This window comes from Chryseomicrobium aureum, assembly GCF_016909155.1.
GTDB lineage: Bacteria > Bacillota > Bacilli > Bacillales_A > Planococcaceae > Chryseomicrobium > Chryseomicrobium aureum.
Map to the genome: position 1 here is coordinate 26,857 of NZ_JAFBFG010000023.1, position 23,529 is coordinate 50,385.

A 23,529-nucleotide genomic window follows, 5' to 3' on the forward strand; every position below is an offset into this window, starting at 1 on the left:
CTAGTCCATAATTGCAGGAACTTTCACTTGACCTGCTTCTTGGTCTTTCACATTTTTCATCATGACTTCACGGTCTAACCCTGCAATTGACTTATCCTCACGAAGTACATTTTCAAGCGGTAAGACATGTGTTGTAGGTTCAACATTCGTCGTATCCAACTCATTTAATTTATCCGCAAATTGAACAATCTTTGCCAGTTGTTCTGTAAAGTGTTCAACTTCCTCATCCGTAATCGCCAAACGTGCCAAATGCGCGACGTGACGCACTTCTTCTTTTGTGATTGTTGCCACTATGGACACCTCCAGTAAATTCAATCATACAAGCCATCATATCATTTTTCGCTTTACTTGAACAGAGTACCGTTATTCGTAGATATGTACGAAAGGTGTCTCCTGGTTTGCTTCTCGTTTGATTAGCGCCTGCTCGCCTTCTATTGACGTGATGTTGATCTCAACAGGAAGATCCGCCACAAAATGCGTATTGATCAGGCCTGAAATGTATTGTGTAAAGCCGATAATTTCCGCTTTCCCGAAAAATTGAATCGGGATATCAATTTTTAACTCTTGTAGAAAATCATCTTTATAAAACCCTGTACCAATGACACTCGTGTAATTCGGGAAGTACGTCTCGACATCTTGTTTGAAATTACGGAATGCCGTATCTGTATCTCGGAACTGTTCACTAGAGTCCGAAGTAGGAAACGTTACGTAGCGTTCATTGAGTGACGTCCAGTCTCCGATTTCATTCCCACTTGAGGAAACGCCGTAACTGAAATACGTACCTGGAACAATGGCGTTCCGGCTATTTTGTTTGAACAGACCGATTGTAATCGGAATGTTTTCGAGACCCGGCATCGCGCGCATCCGACTTACAATTTCTTGCGCAATACGTCGTCCATTTTCCGTGATTTGCTCGTCAGTCAATTGTTGTTCAAACACTGGCCCATAATCCACTTCGGTGTAGTAGTAGATGGAATTCAGAGCAAGTCCAATGGAAATGCCTGCAAGTTTCATCGTATTTTCATCAAGTTCTAAATAGTTCTGCTCCACGATATGTGTCAAATAAACAGGTGCTTTCTCCGCTTTTTCACGGCCTACTAGCCCCTCGTCATCTGGATTTAGCCCTTGCTCTGTTTGATTGCTTCGCGCTAACCATGAACTGATTGTTGAACGGTCCAAGTACTGGCCTTCTTGAAAGAAATAACGGTCAGTCGGAAATTCATTTTGAGACAAGCGCATGAGTCCTTTTTCAACTTCTACGATGTCATATTTTGTAGCCATATTGGACACGACCAAGCCACGGCTTTTGCTTTCTGCGTACGGCAAGATCGTAGAGTAATAATTATCATCTAAACGAACAGAGGGAAGTACAACCGTCCGTGCTTCCGATTCTGCTGGGTCTTGTACGACTTCAGTTTCTTGGCTTGGCGTACATGCTGAAAGTACAAGCATTGTCGCGAGCAGTCCTCCAAGTAGTTTTTTCATGTGTTGTTCTTCCTTCCTAGTTTGCCAGGGCATCCATCATCTGTTGCTCAGTCCAAACTTCAATCCCAAGTTCCGTGGCTTTCTCTAACTTCGAACCGGCATCTTCTCCAGCAATGACAAGATCCGTCTTTTTGCTGACACTGCCTGCAACTTTTGCACCTTTTTCAAGGAGCTTTTCTTTCGCCTCGTTTCGGCCCATCTGCTCAAGTTTTCCAGTCAAGACAACGGTCTTCCCGAAAAGAGGATTGTCCGCTAGCGCTTCCTTGTCAATTCTACGACCTAAATACTGGAGTACCAGGCCTGCGTCTTTTAATTTTGTAACTAGTTGCTGAGACTCAGGTTGCTCAAAATACGTGACCAAAGAGTCCGCCATTTTATCCCCTATTTCATGAACGGCAGTCAATTGCTCGCGTGTTGCTAGCATCAGTTGATCAATATCACCAAATTCTTCAGCAAGTAGACGCGCTGCCTTTTCTCCAATATGACGAATCCCAAGACCGAAAAGTACTTTTTCAAGCGAATTTTCTTTTGTCACAGCAATTGCACGCACTAAATTCTCTGCAGATTTCGTTCCCATACGTTCGAGTTCAATTAGTTGCTCTACTGTTAGTGAATATAAGTCCGCTACGTCGTGAATCAACTGGTTTTGGAACAGTTGCTCGACCACTTTTTCCCCTAAGCCATCAATGTTCATCGCATTGCGAGAAGCAAAGTGTCGAATGCCTTCTGTGATTTGAGCAGGGCAGGCCGGGTTCACACAACGAAGTGCCACTTCCTCCTCGATGCGGACTAATTCGCTCTCACACACCGGACAATTTGTTGGCATTTCATACGGCACAGCGGATTCTTTTCGTTCGTTTTCAAGGACTGCGACTACTTCTGGAATAATGTCTCCCGCTTTGCGGACAATCACTTTATCTCCGATACGGACATCTTTTTGCTGAATCAAATCAACGTTATGAAGGGATGCTCGGCGAACTGTCGTCCCTGCCACTTGCACAGCTTGTAAAATAGCAGTGGGTGTTACAACGCCCGTTCGGCCGACTGTCCATTCAATATCCAAAAGTTCCGTGACCACTTCTTCAGCCGGAAACTTATAGGCTGTCGCAAAACGTGGGCTCTTCGCCGTAAATCCTAGTTCTTCTTGTTGGTCATAGCGGTCGACTTTGATGACGATCCCGTCGATTTCATACGGCAAGTCATTTCGTTTTGCTGTCCATTCTTCTATGAACGCCTGAACGTCTTCAATTGTTTCACATACTTTTGTCTCACGGTTCATAGAGAAGCCCAGTTTGTTTAAGTAATCAAGTGCTTCAGAGTGTGATTGAATCCCTAACTCTTCGGGGTTTCCTAACCCATAAATGAATACAGAGAGTTGGCGACTCGCTGCAATTTTTGGGTCAAGCTGACGCAAGCTTCCCGCTGCTGCATTTCGTGGATTTGCGAACAGTTCAAGTTCTTGTTCTTGGCGCAGTCCATTCAATGCTTGGAAAGAAGCTTTTGGCATGTACGCTTCACCACGCACTTCTAGCGTGACAGATTCCTTCAAGCGAAGCGGCACTGCACGAATCGTTCGGATATTAGCAGTAATGTCTTCTCCGGTCGTACCGTCTCCGCGCGTTGCCCCGCGTACAAGTTTTCCATCCTCATATAACAAACTGACAGCCAGCCCATCAATTTTCAGTTCACATACATAGCGGTAGTCGCTATCCACAAGTTCTTTGATGCGTCGGTCAAACTCACGTAAGTCTTGTTCTGAAAAGGCGTTTGAAAGACTAAGCATCGGTGTGCGGTGGCGTACTTTTTGAAATCCTTCTAAAGGTTTGCCGCCAACTCGTTGCGTAGGAGAATCCGGAAGTATAAGAGAAGGATGTTGTTCTTCAAGTTCCATCAACTCGCGCATGTATTGATCATAAATCGCATCGGAAACGAGCGGTTCATCTAACACATAATAGGCATGGCCGTAATCATGCAACAGCTCATGCAGTTCTTTCATTCGCGCTTCAACATGTTCCATAAGTGAGCCTCCTACTGTTTTTCGATTGGAGCAAATTTAGCTAAGAGTCGCTTAATGCCCGTTGGTTTTGGGAATGCGATATCAAGTTCGCGATTTTCGCCTTCTCCACGAACACTGACTACCGTTCCTACTCCCCACTTTTTGTGGGCTGCTTTGTCGCCGATGTTCCACGTCAGTTTGTCCCCGCCTGACTCTGTATAAACCGGATGACTCGGTGCAACTTTTCGTGGTTTGATGTAGCGATTGCCAGCAACGGACGGATGCACTTGTCTTGCTCGCTCTCCGCCTACTGGTTCAATCACATCTCCAGAAATCTCTCCGATAAAACGAGAGGGTTGATTCATGCTCGTCCGACCGAAAATCATACGTGTCTGGGCGCAACTTAAATAAAGGCGCTGTTCTGCGCGGGTCAAGCCAACGTAAGCCAGACGGCGTTCTTCCTCCATCTCCTCTTCGTCACCGATTGACCGGCTATGTGGAAAGATATTTTCTTCCATCCCGATTAAAAATACGACTGGGAATTCAAGGCCTTTTGCAGCGTGCAACGTCATCAAGGTCACAGTACCTTGGTCTTCATTCGGCACTTGATCCAAAGCATCGATATCAGAGATCAGAGCTAGGTCCGTCAAGAAAGCTACGAGCGTCTTGTCTTCGCTACGCTCTTCAAATGCTTTTGTCACCGTCACAAATTCTCCGATGTTCTCTAGTCGACTTTCTGACTCAATACTGTTTTCACGTTGGAGCATCTCTTTATATCCTGTACGGTCAATAACTTCTTGAACGATTTCACTGACAGATAAATACTCCTGCATAGCAGACAATTGATCAATTAATGTAAAGAATTCAGAAACAGATTTTAAGGCCCGTCCTGTCATACCAGGAATCAACGTAGCATTTTCAAGTGCTTCAAGCACCGTCATATCGTGCATCAAAGCATACGTAACAATTCGTTCAAACGATGTTGCGCCAATATTGCGCTTTGGTTCATTGATAATACGAGCTAGTGAAATATCGTCGTCATTGTTCGCGATAAGTCGCAAGTAAGCAAGTAGATCTTTAATTTCTTTACGGTCATAGAACTTGGTTCCGCCGACGATTTTGTAGTTCATATTGGATTTGACTAATGTCTCCTCCATTGCACGAGACTGCGCATTCGTGCGGTATAAAACAGCAAAGTCTTGGTAGCGAAGCCCATCATCTTGCATCAGTTGTTGAATTTTACCGACTACAAACTGCGCTTCTTCTTGTTCGTTGTACGCACGGTACAGTTGAACCTTTTCACCCTCCGAATTATCAGTTCGAAGTATTTTTGGATAGCGGCTCTTATTGTTCCCGATGATTTCATTGGCCGCCTGTAAAATGCGCTTTGTAGAACGATAATTTTGCTCAAGCATAATCACTTTTGCGTTCGGATAATCTTTTTCAAATGACAAGATATTTCCGATATCCGCCCCACGCCAGCGATAGATCGATTGGTCCGAGTCTCCAACAACACAAATGTTATGGAATTTTTCAGCAAGCATCTCAACCAGTTGATACTGCGCTTTATTTGTATCTTGGTATTCATCTACATGGATGTAGTGAAATTTATTTTGATAAAAGTCGAGCACTTCCGGAACACGTTTAAACAAATCAATCGTGCGCATGATCAAATCATCAAAGTCCATCGACTGATTCTTTTTCAAACGACGCTCATACGACTTGTACACCTGTCCTGCAATTTTCTCGTACGGATTCATCGGATTCATTTCCGCTAAAAAGTCATCCGCTGTCTTCAGCTGATTCTTTGCACTGCTGATGATGCCGAGCAAAGCGCGTGGCTCATACTTTTTCGGGTCGATATTATCTTGCTTTAAAATTCCTTTGATGACACTGAGTTGGTCTGTGCTATCAAGAATCGAAAAGTTTTTTGAGTACCCAATGCGATCGGCATCCCGACGTAAGATTCTTACGCACATTGAGTGGAAAGTGGAGACCCACATCTGGTCGCCAAATCCTTCGCCTAAAATACCATCGATTCGCTGCTTCATTTCTTTGGCTGCTTTATTTGTGAAGGTAATCGCTAAAATCTTTGACGGGTACACTTGTTTTTCTACGATTAAGTAGGCGATGCGGTGCGTCAACACGCGCGTTTTCCCAGATCCTGCTCCCGCCATGATGAGAAGCGGTCCTTCTGTATGTTTAACAGCTTCTTCCTGTTTTGGATTCATGCCGTTTAAAAGTTGGTTTGCAATTCGCTTCATAGTTCCTCCTTAACGGCTTTTACCGTTTTGAGTGCTTGTTTTAAGTCGGTGTAGAGACTGTTGCCGACGACAATTGTGTCTGCATACTGGGCCATTTCTCGGGCTTGTTCAGTTGTCTCGATTCCGCCACCGTAAAATAATCGTGTCGTTGTCAGAACGTCTTTACTTGCTTTTACGACTTCTGGATTTCCATATGTCCCACTGTATTCCAAATAAAAAATCGGCAGATGGAACAAATTTTGTGCAAGTCGGGCGTAGGCTACAACTTCTTCTTCAGTCAGCGCTGTATTCGCTTCTGTCAACTCCGCAACTTTAGCAGCTGGGTTCAATACACAATAGCCTTCTGTAAACACTTCATCCCAGTTCATGAAGTCGCCATGCGCGACAAGGGCTTGATGATGCAAGTCTTTTACCCAAGCAGTGTTCGGGCTGTTTAAAACGGAAGGGATAAAATAATAATCAAAACCTGGTGTGATCATTTCGAGGGTCGACAGTTCGAGGCAGACGGGAAGCGCAAATCGGCGGATTTTCATCAGAAGTTCAAGCACATCATCTAGCTCAACATTGTCAGATCCACCAACAATGATGGCATCTGTGCCAGATTCACAAATGAGTTCAAGATCGTCATCAGATAATGGCTTCGCCGGGTCAAGTTTACATACATGTTTCCACTCTCTATAGTCCGTAAGCATTAAGGCACCTTCTTCAATCAGACACACTGAAATCGACCCGGGACGAGTCGATTTCGTGTCTAGTAAGTTATGTAGTGTCAGTATACCAAAAAAACAGGCTTCCCTAAAGGGGAAACCTGTTAGCGACGACCTTTCGTCGTGGGCTTGAAGGAAGGCTCATCTGGATATAGTCTTCCGAGCATTTCATCATACGTATCATTGCCGTAATCAAAGCAGCGACGCACGCGAGAGATTGTCGCTGTACTTGCACCCGTTTGATCTTTAATTGTTTCATACGTTTTTTGTAGGCGTAGCAAGTGGGCTACTTCAAAGCGTTGTGCGAGGGATTGAATCTCGCTAATTGTACATAAGTCATCAAAGAAGGCATAGGCCTCTTCGATATTCTTTAGTTCGAGTACGGCTTTAAACAATTGGTCCGTTTGATGACCACGAATTTTATCGACTTGCATCGAATCACTTCCTTTATTCTGAATAGGTGACCATTTGGTCGAAACCGCGAGCGGTTGGAATCAAAGACATCCATGTTTGACCTGGTGCGAACTCCACTTCGGACGTTCCGTTGTAAAGTCGGAGCATCCCAGAATCCTCGCGCCAAGTTACTTCAAGTACAGTTCCATCTCGGTACAGCCACGCTCTTCCACCAGCTGCGAAGTCTAGTGCTTGACGCCCTTCTGCATCGATTGTTTGATGAGGAACTTCTACGATGACAACATTAGCGAGTTGCAGGGCATCTCCTGACTCCGCATCCGTTGTCTCTATTCCTCCAGATGACCTTGTATAGAAACCAGATGTAGTATCGTACGAATAGCTAGTAACAAAATTTTGGTCCCCACTATAGCTAATGGTGAGGTCTGTGACAGTCTCTCCACTCATTGCTTCCTTTGAAAAAACATAGGTTGGCATTTGAGATTCCGAAAGTGTCATCGAGGCACCTACTTGTTCAGCAGCATCGAGAATTTCAGGACCTGTACTGTACGAGTTATGTGGAGCTTTCCGGTCCGAGGAACGGTGAAAATAAGTTCCGTCGTACATCATACCATTGATATGGTCGATGTCACCGCGGTCGAGCATCGCTTTCGCGTCCGGGCTGTAGCCATGCGCCACATAAAACGCATTGTAGCCATTGGCTAGATCAATGAAGTAGTCACGTGCACTTCGGATCGGTCCAACTCGTTCTGGCATTTCACTTTCGTACACGGCTAAAAAACGCGTGATGTTGCTTTCTGCAATTAATTCAATAATGACATCTGCTTCTGCAAGGCCCGACTGTGGCCGAGCAAGTGGATGATTGTTAATGGTGACGACTACTGGTCGCGCCGTCATTTTTTGAGAGACGGGTTCCCCAGATAGTGGCGTGATAAAGTTTAAGGTTTCGGTTACTTCTTGTTCATTTTCTTCTACTTCATTTACAATCGGCTCTTCCATGGCTGTCTCTTCTTTATCTTTGCAGCCTGTCAGGATAAGCACTGAACACACTACAACAATTCCCCATTTTTTCATTGTAGTTCCCCCTTAACGCATGACAGACGGGAATAGGACTTGCTTCTTTAAGACATCGACGATTCCTCGTTGTGTCACGCGGACATATGGTAAATGCGTGGCCTGAAGGAACAATAGTGTATAAATAGCATCTCCATGGTGAAACCCGTGAGCAGCCAATTCATCCTTGAGAACTTTCTCTATTTCTATAAGTTCTGAAACAGGATGTGTGGAGAGGCCGCCACCAATCGGCAAATCAATTTTCGCTGTGATTTTTCCGTCTTGGCTGACAGCGATACCTCCGCCTTGGGTTTTAATAGCTTCATACGCTTTTTTCATTTCATTTTTGTCTTTCCCGATCAATAGTATATCGCCCATATTGGAATACGATGACGCAAATCCTTGCAGAGTTGTCGCGAACCCTTTGAGTAGCGTATTGACTTTCCATTTCCCATTCCGGTCAATCAATACTAGAAAACTTTCATCATGATCATCCTTCAAGCGGTCATGTGTTGTATCCACACGTACGCGATAGGGTTTGATGATGACGTCATTGACCATTTCAAGTCCAAATGGCATCGAAAATTGGAAGTCTGTATCGGCAAGCTCCACTTGAAGTGGTCCGTTTGAGAACATGGAAAAATCTGTTCCACTAAACGTCACTTGGCGTTCGCCATCTCGTTTGATCCAAACACCTTTTGATAAGACGCTGATCGGCGTCGGCGAATGGTCGTCCGTTAAGAAATTCAGCGACGCCAAACGACCTGTCGCAATGACTCCGTGAAGGTTCGACAAGTTGTAATACTTCGCTGGGTTGAACGTGGCCATCAAGTACGCATCTACTGGATCTACTCCTGCATCAAGTGCGACTTGAATACATTTGTCCATCACGCCGTCTTTATGGAAGCCTGGTGTACTGCCATCTGTTGTCATCATGAGATGATCAAAAATCTTCCAACCTTTATCGACGATTTCCTTTAACAAATTCGGCAAGTCCGGACGAATCGAAGAATGACGAAGCGTGACCGCGTACCCGTGTAAAATACGTTTTTCGACTTCCTCGATCGTCATGGCCTCATGGTCACCATCTGTTCCGAGCAGACGCATCTTCGTCAATGTTCGCTCCGATGCACCTGGGAAATGCCCTTCTATTTTCATTCCGCTTGCTTTTGCTTTTTGCATCCAGTACAGCATTTGATCGTCGCCATTTAACAGACGTGGCCATCCGGTGAGTTCTCCTCCCATGATGACATCAGGTCGTTCAATCCATTCAGTGATCGCTTTTGTCGTAAACAATTCCTCTTCGTGCTCGAGTTCTGTTTGGGAATCAAAACGTGCCCACCAGTAAAATGAAAACGGCAACTCGCGTAAACTGTCCATAAATGAAAACGCTTTCTTGTTTTCCATTGTCAAAAACAACGGTAAGTTGTCCGACACCAACATCGTTGTTCCGGTTTGTGCAGCATAGTCACTAAATGTTTCCGGGTTATAGAGTTGGAACGGATGACTGTGGGCTTCGATATAACCAGGGACAATTTTTAGTCCTGTTGCATCAATCACTTCAGTTCCTTCAGTGGAGGCAGGAAGTTCTTTACCCGCGTATACGATGCGGTCTCCGACAATCCAGATGTTGCCGTCCACCCACGTTTTAAGGTGACTGTGGAGGTAAGTCGCATTTGTGATCAATTTATCAGGTTCACCCTGTCCATTCACAACTTCGAGTTGATGACGAATCTCTTCAATTTTCCAAATCGGGTATTGCATATGGAAACACCCTCTCTTTACACAATTCTTTTCCAGTTTAGCATAACGCTTTAGTAAAGTGAAGCGTGAAAGTGACAGAATTGTTTCAGGTGATAAGGTTTTCGAGGTAGTAGGAGGGGAAAAGGAGGCGGACTTGTTTTTAGAATAGTTTCCATAATATGACTGAGGGCACAAACGGAGTTGTCGAGGGCACAATACGCTCTATTCGGGTCACAAAACGAGCTTCGCAGGGCACAAAGAAAGCCGCTCAGGGCACAAACCCCGAGCGACCTAAGATCTTACTAGAAAGAACTTGAGAAATCCTTCCCAGGGAGTTTCTCATAAAAAGACTTAACTTATTATTGAAATCTTCCCTGGGAAGAAATAGACCAGTCGGCTCCACATCTAAGATAGTGTTCGCCACCCAATATCCTTTCGGTAATAACAAGATGGCCAGTCGACCGAGTCGAGTGCAGCGTAGACTTTGCTCGCTGCTTCGGCTGGTGTTTCAGCTGCAGCCGATACCAACAGCAGTCGCCCACCTGATCCACGGAAACGGTCTTGTTGCAGCGTGGTTCCGGCGTGGAATACCTGCACGTCCTTTAGCTTGTGAAGCTCTGGTAGCAATTGCCCCTTCACCGGCTCATCCGGGTACCCTTCTGCTGCAACGACAACACCAAGATGCTGTAAATCGTCCCATTCTGCAGTCGGCGCTTGCCCCTCAAGTAAATCAACAAGTAACTTCCCAGAATCGGTTTTAAGTTTCGGCAACACGACTTGTGTTTCTGGGTCGCCAAAACGTGTGTTGAACTCGATTACTTTTGGTCCTTCAGTCGTCGCAATCAATCCCGCATATAAGACGCCTGTAAACGAGCGACCTTCTGCATCCATGGCATCAACCGTTTTTCGGACAATTGTTTCAAGCGCCTGTTCGGCAAGACCTTCTGGCAAATGAGGGACTGGACAATACGCACCCATTCCTCCAGTGTTCGGTCCTCTGTCACCGTCATACGCACGTTTGTGATCTTGTGCAATTGGCATCGGAATAATGTGGCCACCATGGACGAATGCGAGAAGGGAAAATTCTTCCCCTTCCAAAAACTCTTCGATGACAATTCGAGAAGACGCGTCTCCAAAGCGCTGATCATCTAACATTGAGACAACTGCTTGTTCCGCCTCTTCTTCCGTCATCGCCACAACGACACCTTTTCCTGCTGCGAGACCATCTGCTTTGATGACGATCGGCGCACCCTGCTTTTTCACATAGGCAAGAGCCGGCTCGACCTCTTCAAACACTTCATAAAATGCAGTCGGAATTGCATAGCGGTCCATCACATCTTTTGCATACGCCTTACTTCCTTCAAGTTCAGCTGCTGCTTGCGTTGGTCCAAAAATCGTCAACCCTTCCGAATGAAAATAATCTACGATCCCTTCAGACAACGGTTGTTCGGGTCCGACGAATGTCAGCGTGATTTTCTCACGGCGAACGACTTCAGCAATTGCTGGAAAGTCCAGTTGTGAGATGGCTATACACGTTGCTTCGTCTTTCATGCCATCGTTTCCTGGAATGGCAAAGACTTCGGTTACACTGGGTGAAGTTTTAAACTGACGGACGATAGCGTGTTCGCGACCGCCACTTCCAATCACAAGTACTTTCATTCGATTTCCTCCTAGTGTTTGAAGTGACGAATTCCTGTGAAGACCATGGCAATGCCTAACTCGTTTGCTTTATCAATGGAATCTTGGTCTTTGACAGATCCGCCTGGTTGAATAATTGCAGTGATACCAGCAGCTGCTGCAGTCTCGACTGTGTCGGACATCGGGAAGAATGCATCTGATGCTAGTGCTGCTCCGCGTGCTTTGTCTCCTGCTTGTTCAAGTGCAATTTTCGCTGCACCGACACGGTTCATCTGCCCCGCTCCGACACCAAGTGTCATTTGCGCATCTGACACAACGATGGCATTTGATTTCACGTGTTTGACAACATTCCAGCCAAGTTCAAGTGCTGCCCACTCTTCATCTGTTGGAGCGCGGTCTGTTACGATTTCAACGTTTGCATGGGCAAGAGATGCAGTGTCTGGAGACTGGACGAGGAGTCCGCCTTCAATTGACACGACATTGAACGCTTCTTGTGAACCATCTTCAAATGGAATTGTTAACAGACGAATATTCTTCTTTGCCGTCAACATCGCTAAAGCTTGTTCTGAGAATGACGGAGCGATAATAATCTCTAAGAAAATCCCACCAAGCACTTTCGCAGTTGCCGCATCGACTTCGCGATTAAGTGCAATGATGCCACCGAAGATGCTTGTTTCGTCCGACTCATACGCTTTTTGGAACGCTTCTGCAATCGTCTTTCCAACACCAACGCCACAAGGATTCATATGCTTCACTGCAACTGCAGCAGGACCATCGAATTCTTTCACCAGTTGAATCGCAGCGTTTGCATCCTGGATGTTGTTGTACGAAAGTTCTTTGCCGTGTACTTGGGTCGCTGCAGCAATGGAGAAAGCAGAACCCATCTTATTTTGATAGAATGCAGCTAGCTGATGTGGGTTTTCCCCATACCGTAAATCTTGTTTCTTTTCATACGTCAATGTCAGTGACTCTGGGAACTCGTCGCCTGCCATGTCGCTTAAATATGCCGCAATCCAAGCGTCATATGCAGCTGTGTGGCGGAACACTTTTGCAGCAAGTCGTTGACGCGTCGTAAGTTTTGTTTCACCTGACGTGCGCAGTTCATCTAGTACACTTGCATAATCAGCAGGATCTGTGACGACCGTGACATACTGATGATTTTTTGCGGACGCACGAAGCATACTCGGGCCGCCGATATCAATATTTTCAATTGCTAGTTCTGGTGTTACGTCTGGACGCTGAATCGTCGATTGGAACGGGTAGAGATTCACACAAACTACTTGAATAGGCTGAATCGCATGCTCCTCTAGTTGTGCAAGGTGAGCGGGATCATCGTGTTTTGACAACAATCCCCCATGAATTTTAGGGTGCAGCGTTTTGACACGCCCTTCTAAAATTTCCGGGAAACCGGTCACGTCGCCAACAGCGGTTACGGGAATTCCTGCTTCTTGAAGAGCCGCTTTCGTCCCTCCCGTAGATAACAATTCGTACCCAAGTTCCACTAATTGTTGTGCGAAGTCTACGATGCCCAATTTGTCGGACACACTGAGTAATGCTCGTTTCATTTCATTCTCTCCTCATTCCATAGCTGGTCTAGTGCTTCTCTATAAAGTTCATGTTCTACTGCATGAATGCATGCCTCTGTCTGCTCTACTGTTGCCTGAACTTTCACCGCACGTTGGGCTAAAATCGGACCTGTATCCATACCCGCATCGACTAAATGGACCGTTACACCTGTCACCTGTACGCCATATGCAAGTGCCTGACCGATTGCGTCTTTTCCAGGAAACGCAGGAAGAAGAGACGGATGGATATTGACGATTTTATTCGGATACGCGTTTAGTAAAGTTGGGCCAATTAACCGCATGTATCCGGCAAGTACTAAAAAGTCTACCTGCCAACTGCGCAGCTGGTCAAGAACAGCTTGTTCATAATCCACTTTAGATGCAAACGCTTTTGGTGACAACTGCGCGGTAGGAACGCCCCACTTTGCTGCACGGTCTAAGACGAATGCCTCTTCTTTGTCACTGAACACACCGACGACTTTGCCGTGGAGATGACCCTCTTTTGTTGCTTGGTAAAGCGCTTCTGCATTCGAGCCATTGCCCGACGCAAAAATTGCAAAACGAATGGTCATGTTAGAGACTCCCATCCTGGTCGCCAGTAAACGCAACGCCTGCCGTCTCGGTGACAGTTCCAATCACATACGCTGTCTCTCCAGCTTCGCGTAAAGCTTTGAGTGCGCGCTCTTGATCTTTTTCGTCGACTGCGACAACAAATCCAATCCCCATATTGAACACGCCATAAAGGTCCCGGTCTTCTAAAGACCCAAGTTCTTTCAGATGGGTGAAAATTTCTGGAACTGGCCAGTTGCCAAGAGAAATCGATACGCCCAGTGCTTCCGGTAACATCCGTGGTAAATTTTCGAAGAACCCACCACCCGTCACGTGCGCCATCCCTTTGATCGAAACAGCCTTTTTAAGTGCTGCAATTTGTTTTGAATAGATTCTTGTTGGTGCAAGGAGTACGTCTGCATAGGTTTTGTCAGCAAATGGCACCGCATCGGAAAGGTTGATGTCATGCTGCGAGAACAAAATATAACGTACTAAAGAATAGCCATTGGAGTGAATGCCACTAGAAGACAAACCGATCAACACTTGGCCAGCTGCGATCTCTTCACCTGTAATGACGTCCGCTTTTTCACAAGCCCCGACCGCAAAACCTGCTAAGTCATATTCGTCTTCTTCGTAAAGTCCTGGCATTTCAGCTGTTTCACCACCGATAAGTGCTGCTCCAGCTTCCACACAACCGTCTGCTACGCCTTTGACGATTTGCTCGATTTTTTCAGGAACTGCTTTTCCAAGCGCTACATAATCCAGGAAAAACAAAGGTTCTGCACCTTGCGCAACGATGTCATTTACACACATTGCGACACAGTCGATACCGATTGTGTCATGACGGTCTGCCATAAACGCAAGTTTCAGCTTCGTTCCGACACCGTCCGTTCCAGAAATCAAGACCGGTTGTTTCAGTCCAAGTGCGGATAAATCGAACTGGCCACCGAAGCCACCAAATGTTCCTTGTACACCGAGACGTGTCGTACGTTCGACGTGGCTCTTCATTCGGTTGACCGCTTCATACCCCGCCTCAATATTCACTCCTGCTTGTTCATATGCTTTTGACATTGTACAGCCTCCTAGCGCACCAATTCTTTTTCATGCGGCAATTTAGTATCGGAATAGATCGATGTTGGGTACTCTCCTGTAAAACATGCGAGACACTGACCGCAGTTTTTCGCTTCAGGTGAACGACCGATTGCACCTAACAGACCGTCTACTGATAAGAAAGACAACGAGTCTGCTCCAATGATTTCACGCATCTCTTCAACTGAGTTGTTCGCAGCAATCAACTCCGAATCTGAGCTGATATCGATTCCGTAAAAACATGGATTCTTCAGTGGTGGCGAACTAATGACCACATGCACTTCACTTGCTCCTGCTTCTTTTAACATGTTGACGATGCGTCGAGACGTTGTACCGCGCACAATCGAGTCATCCACCATGACGACCCGTTTGCCATTCACTACTTGACGAACCGGAGATAATTTCATTTTCACACCGCGCTCGCGCAGTTCTTGGGACGGTTGAATGAACGTACGCCCTACGTACCTGTTTTTAATCAAGCCCATCTCATAAGGAATTCCGGACTGTTCAGAAAAGCCAATTGCCGCTGAAATACTCGAGTCAGGAACACCTGTCACGATATCCGCTTCAATTTGCACCTCTTTCGCCAGTTGAATTCCAAGGCGTTTACGCGCTGAATGGATGTTGATCCCATCGATGTCTGAGTCGGGACGCGAGAAATAAATGTATTCCATTGAACAGATTGCACGTCCACGGTCTTCTGTGTAATACGAAGAGCGAACCCCTTTGTCATCGATAATCAACATCTCACCAGGCTCTACAGAACGAATGACTTCTGCACCGATCAAGTCAAACGCACTCGTTTCAGAGGCGACGACAAACCCACCGTTCAAACGACCAAGAGAAAGTGGACGCATGCCATTCGGATCTTGTGCAACCATTAAGAAGTCTTCTGTTAATATCAAAAATGCAAATGCACCCTTTAGTAGGCGCAGCGCTTGTTTTGCACGCTCTTCAAACGATTGCAGGTGACTGCGCTTAATTAAATGTGCCAGCACTTCCGTGTCAGAAGTCGTCTGGAAGATGCTTCCCTGACGTTCTAGACTACGTTTCAAGTCCGTTGCGTTGACGATATTTCCGTTATGGGCAATCGCTAGTGCACCAGTCGTAGAGTTAAAAAGGAGCGGCTGAACGTTTGCGAGTCCAGAGCCACCAGCTGTCGCATAGCGAACGTGTGAGATAGCAGCCTTGCCTTGTAGTGCTTTTAACTTTGTCTCATCAAATACGTCGTTGACAAGCCCTTCCCCGCGAACGGCACGTAAGAACTCTCCGTCTGTAGCGACAATTCCAGCTCCTTCTTGGCCACGGTGTTGAAGCGCATGAAGCCCGTAATAGCACATGGGTGCAGGATCATGATGACCCCACACGCCAAATACGCCACACTCTTCATTTAGTCCTCGGATTTCAGTAAGCATGGAATAGCTCCTTTCCAGGCAGCGAATAATTCCGCTACCGGTAACTGGATCCACGTATCACCAGTTGTCGAATGAATTTTGAATTCATCTTGCTCTGTGATTTCACCGATTGCTTGTGCATCCGGTACAGCTTGTTCGAACTTTTCAGCATGTTGTTTTGCAACCGTTACGATAAAGCGAGATTGTGATTCACTATAAAGAGCTGTTACTGCAGATCCTTCAAGTGTTACGTCGACACCAAACTTTGTGCCAAAGACGACTTCTGCTAAAGCTACTGCCACGCCACCTTCTGCTACATCGTGTGCAGATGCGACAAGGCCAGAGCGAATCGCTGTCAATAATGCTTTTTGACGACGCGTCTCAATTTCTAAATCTAGTGCCGGCGCTTTTCCGGAAATTGAACCTTCTACAAGTTTTTGAAGTTCCGAACCTCCGAACTCCGTTGTCGTTTCACCAATCAAATAGACACTATCACCTGCTGCTTTTGCATGTTGTGTTGTCACATGTGCAAGGTCATCGATCAATCCGACCATACCAATTGTCGGTGTTGGATACACTGCCGCACCACTGCGCTCGTTGTATAATGAAACATTCCCACCGATAACCGGTGCATCTAGCGCAAGACATGCTGCAGAAATACCATCTGCAGACTGGTCAAGTTGCCAGAAGATTTCTGGGTTTTCAGGACTGCCGAAGTTCAAGCAATCTGTGATAGCAAGTGGCTTTCCACCCGAACACACAATATTACGAGCTGCTTCTGCAACCGCAATCTTGCCCCCTGTTACAGGATCAAGATAGATATAGCGTGAGTTACAGTCTGTCGTCATTGCGAGCGCTTTATTGGTGCCACGAACGCGAACGACCGCTGCATCCGAACCAGGCGTTACAACTGTGGATGTGCGCACTTGGTAGTCATACTGGTCATACACCCATTCTTTCGAGGCAATCGTCGGTTGAGAAAGGAGCGATACGAGTGTCTTTTGAACATCTTCCACTTGAGGCTCTGTATTTTCTTGTGCTTGGAATTCTCTGAAATAAGCAGGTTCTTGCTTTGGTTTGTTATAAACGGGTGCTTCTTCAGCTAATGCATCCGCAGGAACTTCTGCGACCACTTCACCGTGATGGATCAAACGAAGCATTTTATCGTTTGTCACTTCTCCGACAGCTACACAGTCGAGGTCGTACTTTTCAAAAATCTCGACGATTTCTTGTTCGCGGCCTTTTTTGACGACCAGAAGCATACGCTCTTGCGACTCGGATAACATCATTTCATACGCTGTCATCCCAGTTTCACGTTGTGGCACGCGGTCTAGGTGCATCTCGATACCGAAACCAGCTTTTGAAGCCATTTCAGCAGACGAGGATGTCAGACCCGCGGCTCCCATATCTTGTATCCCGATCAATGCATCAGATTTGATAACTTCTAAACAGGCTTCAAGTAAAAGCTTTTCCATAAATGGATCGCCAACTTGTACAGCTGGACGTTTTTTCTCTGATTCTTCGTTTAATTCCTCAGAAGCAAATGTTGCTCCGTGAATTCCGTCGCGGCCAGTTTTTGCACCAGCATAAAGAACAGTATTGCCGACACCCGCTGCGATTCCGCGCTGGATGTCTTCGTGATTGATGAGTCCCACTGCCATCGCGTTGACGAGTGGATTTCCTTCATAACACGGATCAAACTGGATTTCTCCACCGACCGTTGGAATGCCGATACAGTTTCCGTACCCTGCAATTCCAGCGACGACTTCTTCAAACAAATACTTCACACGTGGTGTCTCAAGTTCCCCAAAGCGAAGGGAGTTTAATAGAGCAATTGGGCGCGCACCCATTGAAAATACATCGCGAATGATTCCACCGACACCCGTTGCAGCGCCTTGATACGGTTCAATAGCAGATGGGTGGTTGTGCGATTCCATTTTGAAAACAACGGCTTGCCCGTCTCCAATATCTACAATTCCGGCACCTTCCCCAGGACCTTGTAATACTTGTGGGCCTGTCGTTGGGAACTTGCGAAGAACAGGTTTCGAGTTTTTATACGAACAGTGTTCGGACCACATGACAGAAAACAAGCCCGTTTCCGTGTAGTTCGGCGTACGTCCAAGAATGGAAGTTGCTAGTTCAAACTCTTCATCCGACATCCCCATTTGGGCGTACAACTTCATTTCTTTCACTTGTTCAGCTGTTGGTTCAAGCATGACTGACATGGGATTCCCTCCACTGTTTTAAGATTGATCGGAATAAAGGCAAACCGTCTGTTCCACCCATCACTTCGTGTACAGCACGCTCAGGGTGCGGCATCATGCCCAGTACGTTTCCTTGTTCGTTGATGATGCCAGCGATGTTGGATAACGAACCGTTTGGCCCTTCGCCAACGTATTTAAACACAATTTGATTGTTGGCTTCGAGTTGTTTTGCTGTCTCTTCGTCGCAGAAGTAATTTCCTTCGCCGTGTGCGATTGGAATTTGAATCGTTTGGCCTTGTTCGTATTCACCTGTGAATAGCGTGTCCGCATTGACGACTTCTAATGCCACTGTGCGGCAAATGAATTTCAAGTTTTTGTTGCGGAGGAGTGCCCCAGGAAGCAAACGCGCTTCTGTTAGTACTTGGAATCCATTACAAACGCCTAAAATTGGTTTACCTTGTTCTGCTGCTTTTTTCACTTCACTCATGATGTTGGAGAACTGAGCGATAGCGCCGCAACGAAGGTAATCTCCGTATGAGAAGCCACCTGGCAATAAAATGGCGTCGTAGCCACTGAGATCGGCTTTGTCATGCCAGACGTACTCGACATCTTGTCCGAGTTCATCTTGAATGGCATGAAACATATCCAAATCACAGTTCGAGCCAGGAAACTGGATCACTGCGAATTTCATTGCGAGACCGCCTCCTCAATCTCGTAGCGGTAATCTTCAATGACTGTATTTGTCAAAAGACGTTCACACATCTCTTTAATGACCGTGTCTAAATCACGTGTCCCTTCTTCGATTTGAAGTTCGAGAAATTTCCCGATACGGACATCTTGCACTTCTTTATAATCCATAGCATGAAGCGCACCTTTGACTGCAGAACCTTGTGGATCTAAAACACTTTCACGTAACGTGACATAGACATTTACTTTTTTCATTGAGATTTGCCTCCTAAGCGAGAAAGAATAATGGAATAGCCATCTGTAAGATTTCCTAAGTTGCGTCTGAATACATCTTTATCTAGTTTTTGCTTTGTCTCTTTGTCCCAGAGACGGCACGTATCAGGTGAAATCTCATCTGCCAACAAAATTTCACCGTCTGCTGTGCGTCCAAATTCAACCTTGAAATCAACTAGTGTTACGCCGATTTCATCGAAAATGGAAAGAAGCGCTGTATTGATTTCACGTCCAAGGTGCTCGAGTGTTTGTTTTTCACTGTCTGTCACAAGCTCAAGTAACGCAATATGTGCATCTGTCAGAAGTGGATCACCTAGCGCATCGTCTTTGTAGTAGAATTCTACAAGCGGCCGCTTTAGTGGAGTTCCTTCTTCAAAGCCAAGGCGTTTTGCCAAGCTCCCAGCTGCGATGTTGCGAACGACAACTTCTAGTGGAATGATGTCGACTTTTTTCACAAGTTGCTCCGTTTCCGAGAGCTGTTCGATAAAGTGAGAGGGAATGCCTTTCGCATGAAGTTTTTCAAAAAGGACGGCGGTGATCTGATTGTTTAAACGCGCTTTGCCGTCGATTTCTTCCTTCTTCTCTCCATTGAAAGCCGTTGCGCTGTTTTTATACTGCACATACAACACGTCCGGTTTGTCCGTTGTAAACAGTTGTTTCGCTTTCCCTTCATACACAAGAGCACCTTTTTGCACGTAAAACGCCTCCTAGTTGTTTAAGCCAACGCGATCAAAGATCGCATCTACTTGCTGGATGTGGTAGTTGTAATCGAAACATTCTTCAATTTCCGCTGCTGAAAGCTTCTCTGAAACCGTCTTGTCTGCTTCTACAAGTGGCTTGAAGTGAGACTGTGTCTCCCAAGCGTTCATGGCAAGTGGTTGTACTGTGTCATAGGCCGCTTCACGAGACATGCCTTTGTCGATCAACGCAAGTAGTACACGTTGTGAATAAATAAGACCTAATGTCGAGTCCATGTTGCGCTTCATGTTTTCTGGGAATACCGTCAAGTTTTTCACGATGTTGCCGAAACGGTTCAACATGTAGTTCAATGTGATTGTCGCATCCGGCAAGATCACACGCTCTGCTGACGAGTGCGAGATATCACGTTCGTGCCACAGTGCAACGTTTTCCATTGCCGTTACCATATGTCCACGAAGTAATCGTGCAAGACCTGTCATGTTCTCAGAACCAATTGGATTGCGCTTGTGTGGCATTGCAGAAGATCCTTTTTGCCCTTTTGCAAAGAACTCTTCCACTTCACGTGTCTCTGATTTTTGAAGACCACGAATTTCAGTAGCAAACTTTTCAATCGAAGCACCTATCAAAGCAATTGTGCTGATGTACTGAGCGTGACGGTCACGTTGCAGTGTTTGTGTAGAGATTGGCGCTGCCGCAAGACCAAGATTGTCACATACATACTTTTCAACAAACGGATCGATATTTGCGTATGTTCCAACGGCACCCGAAAGCTTACCAGTCTCAATCACTTTCGCAGCTGCTTCAAAACGCTCAAGGTTTCGTTTCATTTCCTCGCGCCATAGTGCTAGCTTAAGACCAAACGTTGTCGGTTCTGCGTGCACTCCGTGTGTGCGTCCCATCATGACCGTGTATTTGTGTTCTTTCGCTTTGACACCTAAGATTTCAATGAAGTTTTCAATGTCACGGCGTAAAATAACGTTTGCTTGTTTGATTAAATACGAAAGCGCCGTATCGACAACATCCGTAGACGTCAGGCCGTAATGCACCCACTTCTTCTCTTCACCAAGTGTTTCAGAGACAGCACGTGTGAATGCCACCACGTCATGACGTGTCTCTTCTTCAATTTCTAAAATACGGTCAACAGAAAACGTTGCGTTTTCACGTAATACTTTCACGTCTTCTTTTGGAATCTCGCCAAGCTCAGCCCATGCTTCACACGCTAAGATTTCGACTTCCAACCATGCTTCGTATTTGTTTTGTTCTGTCCAGATAGCGCCCATTTCGGGACGTGTATAACGTTCAATCATTGTTAGTTCCTCCTATGACCAAATGCCGGTCTCTTCTAATTCAAACAATGTTCGTTCCAAGTCATCGGTCATCACTGTGATATGCCCCATTTTGCGGTCATGCTTTGCCTCTTTTTTTCCGTATAAGTGAAGTGACCATTCCGGGTGCTTCGTCAATTGGTTGGCAGCAGGTGCAACATGTTGACCTAGTAAGTTCACCATGATAGAAGACTCCCACAGAATCGGCTTTCGTAATGGCCATCCACAAACAGCGCGAATGTGTTGTTGAAACTGGGAGACGTTGCAGGCTTCAATAGAATAGTGACCTGAGTTATGCGGCCGTGGTGCCAATTCGTTGATAATCAAGTCGTCTTCGATGACGAACATCTCGACAGCGAGTGTTCCGACAAGAGAAAGGTGCTCTGCAATTTGCTTTGCAGCTTGCTCTGCTTTTTTTTCAATCGTATGTGTGACACGTGCTGGAACGATACTTTGATGCAAAATATGATTGACATGAATATTTTCAGCGATTGGCAGGATGTGACACTCTCCTGCTGCATTTCGGTGAATGATGGTTGAAATTTCTTTCGTGAATGGGATCACTTTTTCAAGTACACATGGTGTGTTGCGAATCAGTTCGGCCGCTTCAGAAAGATCTTCAGGTGATGTGAGCTTTACTTGACCTTTGCCGTCATATCCTCCGCGTGCAGTTTTCAGAATGGAAGGGTAGCCGATTTTCCCGACCTGCTCTTCCAAGTCCTCTACAGACTCGATAATGACAAACGGTGCAACTGGCACGCCTGCTTTTTCAAGTTCCATCTTCTCTATGCGACGGTCTTGCGTGATGCGAATCAGCTCTGCCCCTTGAGGAACGTATGCATAATCCATCACTTTTTTCAGGCCTTCGTAATCAATGTTTTCAAACTCATACGTGATGACGTCACTTGCTTCTGCAAGCTCTGCAAGCGCCTGTTCGTCATCATAAGCAGCGACGATCCGTATATCTGCCACCTGCCCGCATGGCGAATCCATAGCAGGATCAAGTACAGCGACGCGAAAGCCTGCTTCTTTAGCAGCAAGAGCCATCATTCGTCCTAATTGCCCGCCGCCAATAATCCCAATCGTTTGACCCGGATAAATCACTTTCGTCATACAAGGTCACCTGAACTTTCTTCAACAGCCTGGCGTGTCTTTTCGCGTCTCGCTTCTAAACGTTCTGCAACTGCAGCATCTGTCATACCGAGCATTTGCGCTGCTAGTAAACCAGCATTCGTTGCGCCAGCTTTTCCGATTGCAACAGTTGCTACCGGAACACCGCCTGGCATCTGTACGATAGAAAGTAGCGAATCTAAACCGTTCAGTGCTTTTGATTGCACAGGGACACCGATTACTGGAAGCGTCGTTTTCGCTGCTACCATTCCCGGGAGGTGCGCAGCCCCTCCAGCACCTGCGATGATCACTTGGATGCCGCGGCCACGTGCTTGCTCCGCATAAGTAAACATAGCATCTGGTGTTCGGTGTGCTGATACGACTTTCTTTTCATAAGCTATCTCAAGTTCCTCTAAGACCTCACAGGCATGTTGCATCGTTTCCCAATCACTTGTGCTGCCCATGATGACGCCAACTTTTGCTGTCATAGTGAAATCCCGCCTTTATCCGTTTATAAAACAAAAATTCCCCAAATAATCTGCTTCGGACATACGCACGAAAGCAGACTATTTGAGGAATTCATGAGGAGCCACGCATTTACCCATTCGTAAACACACCTTTCCTGCCGAAACATCAAAAGCCGCTTTCCCGCATAGTCCTGTCATTTACGGTGACATGGTAGAAACACTTAAGCCAATCCTTAAGCATATATGGGGAAATCTATTCATCAATCTATCGCTAGTTTAGCAGGCTATCAAGGCAACGTCAACCCAATAACCGAACATTAAATTTTTCTGACAATTCATCGTTCGTCTTTTAGAGGGGTGACACAAAATTCAATTTGCTGTCGTATGGGTACGGGTTGTCCGTCTTTTTCTTCGAATATGGGCACTTCACGTCTCCCAATGATTTGATAGCCTTGCTGCTGCAAGCGATCATACGCGCTTGCTACGGTTTCATTTTCGTCAATTGCGACCCACTGTTTTTTCATTCAACCACCTCACTTGTCGAGTATACCAAAATTGGGTGGTATGTGTGGGTGCAGAATCACCTTGTGCTCTAGAGCTACTTATACTCTCTGCAATTAGTTTCCATAACATGACTTCGGTAGAATAAATTTCGATTTCGGTAGAATAAATTTCGATTTCGGTAGAATAAAATCCGATTTCGGTAGAATAAAATCCGATTTCAGTAGAAGAACGTTCGCTCACCCAAGCGGCTCGACCTTCTCCCCATCTCAAACAAAAAGAGGCTGGGACAAAACTCGGCCGATAATATAAAAAATGGTCATCGCGATTGAGTGATGACCATTTTTTATGGGTAATTTCAAATATGCG

At 46.0% G+C, this 23,529-nt stretch carries 22 protein-coding genes and 1 riboswitch; all 22 genes read right to left on the bottom strand.

What is annotated here, in order from left to right; translation table 11 throughout:
* Complete coding sequence (gene gatC, locus JOD03_RS12775) at positions 1-291, bottom strand: Asp-tRNA(Asn)/Glu-tRNA(Gln) amidotransferase subunit GatC (protein WP_204591704.1); 291 nt, start codon at positions 289-291, stop codon at positions 1-3.
* Between the two features lie 72 nt (positions 292-363).
* Entirely contained in the window at positions 364-1,485 is a 1,122-nt protein-coding gene (locus tag JOD03_RS12780; RefSeq protein WP_204591706.1) for a CamS family sex pheromone protein, read from the bottom strand.
* A 16-nt stretch (positions 1,486-1,501) separates the two neighbouring features.
* Positions 1,502-3,502 (bottom strand): NAD-dependent DNA ligase LigA, encoded by a 2,001-nt coding sequence (gene ligA / locus JOD03_RS12785; RefSeq protein WP_204591708.1) that lies wholly within the window; start codon positions 3,500-3,502, stop codon positions 1,502-1,504.
* Positions 3,503-3,513: 11 nt separating this feature from the next.
* Positions 3,514-5,745 carry a DNA helicase PcrA gene (gene pcrA / locus JOD03_RS12790; RefSeq protein ID WP_204591709.1) on the bottom strand — a complete coding sequence of 744 codons (2,232 nt, stop codon included), beginning with the start codon at positions 5,743-5,745 and terminating at the stop codon, positions 3,514-3,516.
* Positions 5,742-6,437: a heptaprenylglyceryl phosphate synthase gene (pcrB, locus tag JOD03_RS12795; protein WP_204591711.1), complete on the bottom strand. Its 696-nt coding sequence runs from the start codon at positions 6,435-6,437 to the stop codon at positions 5,742-5,744. Before pcrB ends, pcrA begins: the two co-directional genes overlap by 4 nt.
* 119 nt (positions 6,438-6,556) lie before the next feature.
* Complete coding sequence (locus JOD03_RS12800) at positions 6,557-6,886, bottom strand: YerC/YecD family TrpR-related protein (RefSeq protein ID WP_204591713.1); 330 nt, start codon at positions 6,884-6,886, stop codon at positions 6,557-6,559.
* Positions 6,887-6,899: 13 nt separating this feature from the next.
* Complete coding sequence (locus JOD03_RS12805) at positions 6,900-7,937, bottom strand: DUF3048 domain-containing protein (RefSeq protein ID WP_204591715.1); 1,038 nt, start codon at positions 7,935-7,937, stop codon at positions 6,900-6,902.
* A 12-nt stretch (positions 7,938-7,949) separates the two neighbouring features.
* Positions 7,950-9,680 (bottom strand): adenine deaminase C-terminal domain-containing protein, encoded by a 1,731-nt coding sequence (locus tag JOD03_RS12810; RefSeq protein ID WP_204591717.1) that lies wholly within the window; start codon positions 9,678-9,680, stop codon positions 7,950-7,952.
* Positions 9,681-10,064: 384 nt separating this feature from the next.
* Positions 10,065-11,318 carry a phosphoribosylamine--glycine ligase gene (purD, locus tag JOD03_RS12815; protein WP_204591719.1) on the bottom strand — a complete coding sequence of 418 codons (1,254 nt, stop codon included), beginning with the start codon at positions 11,316-11,318 and terminating at the stop codon, positions 10,065-10,067.
* Between the two features lie 11 nt (positions 11,319-11,329).
* Positions 11,330-12,862, bottom strand: a complete 1,533-nt coding sequence (gene purH / locus JOD03_RS12820) for a bifunctional phosphoribosylaminoimidazolecarboxamide formyltransferase/IMP cyclohydrolase (RefSeq protein WP_204591721.1) — start codon at positions 12,860-12,862, stop codon at positions 11,330-11,332.
* Positions 12,859-13,434 carry a phosphoribosylglycinamide formyltransferase gene (purN, locus tag JOD03_RS12825; RefSeq protein WP_204591723.1) on the bottom strand — a complete coding sequence of 192 codons (576 nt, stop codon included), beginning with the start codon at positions 13,432-13,434 and terminating at the stop codon, positions 12,859-12,861. The genes purH and purN overlap by 4 nt, the downstream gene beginning before the upstream one ends.
* 1 nt (position 13,435) lies before the next feature.
* Positions 13,436-14,482, bottom strand: coding sequence for a phosphoribosylformylglycinamidine cyclo-ligase (purM, locus tag JOD03_RS12830; RefSeq protein WP_204591725.1), 1,047 nt, complete (start codon positions 14,480-14,482; stop codon positions 13,436-13,438).
* An 11-nt stretch (positions 14,483-14,493) separates the two neighbouring features.
* Entirely contained in the window at positions 14,494-15,915 is a 1,422-nt protein-coding gene (gene purF, locus JOD03_RS12835) for an amidophosphoribosyltransferase (RefSeq protein WP_204591727.1), read from the bottom strand.
* Complete coding sequence (gene purL / locus JOD03_RS12840) at positions 15,891-18,119, bottom strand: phosphoribosylformylglycinamidine synthase subunit PurL (RefSeq protein WP_204591729.1); 2,229 nt, start codon at positions 18,117-18,119, stop codon at positions 15,891-15,893. The genes purF and purL overlap by 25 nt, the downstream gene beginning before the upstream one ends.
* Positions 18,103-18,789 (bottom strand): phosphoribosylformylglycinamidine synthase subunit PurQ, encoded by a 687-nt coding sequence (purQ, locus tag JOD03_RS12845; protein ID WP_204591731.1) that lies wholly within the window; start codon positions 18,787-18,789, stop codon positions 18,103-18,105. The genes purL and purQ overlap by 17 nt, the downstream gene beginning before the upstream one ends.
* Positions 18,786-19,040, bottom strand: coding sequence for a phosphoribosylformylglycinamidine synthase subunit PurS (gene purS / locus JOD03_RS12850; protein WP_204591733.1), 255 nt, complete (start codon positions 19,038-19,040; stop codon positions 18,786-18,788). The genes purQ and purS overlap by 4 nt, the downstream gene beginning before the upstream one ends.
* Positions 19,037-19,753, bottom strand: a complete 717-nt coding sequence (purC, locus tag JOD03_RS12855; protein WP_204591735.1) for a phosphoribosylaminoimidazolesuccinocarboxamide synthase — start codon at positions 19,751-19,753, stop codon at positions 19,037-19,039. Before purC ends, purS begins: the two co-directional genes overlap by 4 nt.
* Before the next feature lie 12 nt (positions 19,754-19,765).
* A complete protein-coding gene (gene purB / locus JOD03_RS12860) occupies positions 19,766-21,064 on the bottom strand; it encodes an adenylosuccinate lyase (protein WP_204591737.1) in 1,299 nt (432 codons plus the stop codon).
* Between the two features lie 12 nt (positions 21,065-21,076).
* The gene (gene purK, locus JOD03_RS12865) at positions 21,077-22,195 is read right to left on the bottom strand and encodes a 5-(carboxyamino)imidazole ribonucleotide synthase (protein ID WP_204591739.1); all 1,119 of its coding nucleotides are present in this window, start codon (positions 22,193-22,195) and stop codon (positions 21,077-21,079) included.
* Entirely contained in the window at positions 22,192-22,680 is a 489-nt protein-coding gene (purE, locus tag JOD03_RS12870) for a 5-(carboxyamino)imidazole ribonucleotide mutase (RefSeq protein WP_204591741.1), read from the bottom strand. The genes purK and purE overlap by 4 nt, the downstream gene beginning before the upstream one ends.
* A gap of 145 nt (positions 22,681-22,825) precedes the next feature.
* Positions 22,826-22,926, bottom strand: a riboswitch (purine riboswitch).
* A gap of 68 nt (positions 22,927-22,994) precedes the next feature.
* A complete protein-coding gene (locus tag JOD03_RS12875; RefSeq protein WP_204591743.1) occupies positions 22,995-23,183 on the bottom strand; it encodes an NETI motif-containing protein in 189 nt (62 codons plus the stop codon).
* The coding region (locus tag JOD03_RS12880) for a hypothetical protein (RefSeq protein ID WP_204591745.1) at positions 23,158-23,529 on the bottom strand (372 nt) is incomplete at its 5' end. The genes JOD03_RS12875 and JOD03_RS12880, both read right to left, overlap by 26 nt.

Excerpts from the sequence above, each read along its gene's own strand:
- purE (WP_204591741.1), bottom strand. The coding sequence starts at position 22,680 with ATGACAGCAAAAGTTGGCGTCATCATGGGCAGCACAAGTGATTGGGAA.
- purM (WP_204591725.1), bottom strand. The coding sequence starts at position 14,482 with ATGTCAAAAGCATATGAACAAGCAGGAGTGAATATTGAGGCGGGGTAT.
- purK (WP_204591739.1), bottom strand. The coding sequence starts at position 22,195 with ATGACGAAAGTGATTTATCCGGGTCAAACGATTGGGATTATTGGCGGC.
- JOD03_RS12780 (WP_204591706.1), bottom strand. The coding sequence starts at position 1,485 with ATGAAAAAACTACTTGGAGGACTGCTCGCGACAATGCTTGTACTTTCA.
- purF (WP_204591727.1), bottom strand. The coding sequence starts at position 15,915 with ATGCTTACTGAAATCCGAGGACTAAATGAAGAGTGTGGCGTATTTGGC.
- purQ (WP_204591731.1), bottom strand. The coding sequence starts at position 18,789 with ATGAAATTCGCAGTGATCCAGTTTCCTGGCTCGAACTGTGATTTGGAT.
- pcrB (WP_204591711.1), bottom strand. The coding sequence starts at position 6,437 with ATGCTTACGGACTATAGAGAGTGGAAACATGTATGTAAACTTGACCCG.
- JOD03_RS12805 (WP_204591715.1), bottom strand. The coding sequence starts at position 7,937 with ATGAAAAAATGGGGAATTGTTGTAGTGTGTTCAGTGCTTATCCTGACA.
- ligA (WP_204591708.1), bottom strand. The coding sequence starts at position 3,502 with ATGGAACATGTTGAAGCGCGAATGAAAGAACTGCATGAGCTGTTGCAT.
- purL (WP_204591729.1), bottom strand. The coding sequence starts at position 18,119 with ATGTCAGTCATGCTTGAACCAACAGCTGAACAAGTGAAAGAAATGAAG.
- JOD03_RS12810 (WP_204591717.1), bottom strand. The coding sequence starts at position 9,680 with ATGCAATACCCGATTTGGAAAATTGAAGAGATTCGTCATCAACTCGAA.
- JOD03_RS12875 (WP_204591743.1), bottom strand. The coding sequence starts at position 23,183 with ATGAAAAAACAGTGGGTCGCAATTGACGAAAATGAAACCGTAGCAAGC.
- JOD03_RS12800 (WP_204591713.1), bottom strand. The coding sequence starts at position 6,886 with ATGCAAGTCGATAAAATTCGTGGTCATCAAACGGACCAATTGTTTAAA.
- purD (WP_204591719.1), bottom strand. The coding sequence starts at position 11,318 with ATGAAAGTACTTGTGATTGGAAGTGGCGGTCGCGAACACGCTATCGTC.
- purN (WP_204591723.1), bottom strand. The coding sequence starts at position 13,434 with ATGACCATTCGTTTTGCAATTTTTGCGTCGGGCAATGGCTCGAATGCA.
- pcrA (WP_204591709.1), bottom strand. The coding sequence starts at position 5,745 with ATGAAGCGAATTGCAAACCAACTTTTAAACGGCATGAATCCAAAACAG.
- purB (WP_204591737.1), bottom strand. The coding sequence starts at position 21,064 with ATGATTGAACGTTATACACGTCCCGAAATGGGCGCTATCTGGACAGAA.
- purH (WP_204591721.1), bottom strand. The coding sequence starts at position 12,862 with ATGAAACGAGCATTACTCAGTGTGTCCGACAAATTGGGCATCGTAGAC.
- purS (WP_204591733.1), bottom strand. The coding sequence starts at position 19,040 with ATGAAAAAAGTAAATGTCTATGTCACGTTACGTGAAAGTGTTTTAGAT.